General features: G+C 67.2%; 1 protein-coding gene and 1 pseudogene. Both read left to right on the top strand.

What is annotated here, in order from left to right:
- A pseudogene (locus ACW0Q9_RS30370) lies at positions 1 to 120 on the top strand ((2Fe-2S)-binding protein); the annotation flags it as partial.
- The coding region (locus ACW0Q9_RS30365; RefSeq protein WP_456187177.1) for a cytochrome b at positions 117 to 658 on the top strand (542 nt) is incomplete at its 3' end. The pseudogene ACW0Q9_RS30370 and the gene ACW0Q9_RS30365, both read left to right, overlap by 4 nt.

Here is a 658-nt window from a genome sequence, read left to right as displayed (position 1 = left end):
TTCGGCCCGGCGAACCGGCCGCTGCCCCAGCTGCCGATCGAGGTGGACGAGGAGGGCTTCTTCGTGGCGAAGTCCGACTACACCGAAACCATCGGTCCCGACTTCTGGGAGCGGCCATGAAGCGCCGAAAGTTTGATGCGGCCGCGCTGCCGGCCAAGACCGCCGGAGCGCTGGACGACCGCTTCCAGGCGGCCACCCCGCTGCGCAAGCTGCTGAACAAGGTCTTCCCGGACCACTGGTCCTTCCTGCTGGGCGAGATCGCGCTCTTCTCGTTCATCGTCCTGCTGCTGACCGGTGTCTTCCTGACCTTCTTCTTCGAGCCGTCGATGACCGAGGTGGTCTACGACGGCAGCTACGCCCCGCTGCGGGGCACCCCGATGTCGGCCGCGTACGCCTCCAGCCTGGACCTGTCGTTCGACGTCCGGGGCGGTCTGATCATGCGGCAGATGCACCACTGGGCGGCGCTGCTGTTCATGGCCGCGATCGTGGTGCACATGCTCCGGGTCTTCTTCACCGGCGCCTTCCGCAAGCCGCGTGAGACGAACTGGATCATCGGCTCGCTGCTGTTCTGGGTCGGCTTCCTGGCCGGCTTCACCGGCTACTCGCTGCCGGACGACGGCCTCTCCGGCACCGGCCTGCGGATCGCCTCCGGCATCAT

The sequence above is a fragment of the Micromonospora sp. I033 genome (assembly GCF_053890995.1).
This window is presented reverse-complemented; position numbering and strand designations above follow the sequence as displayed.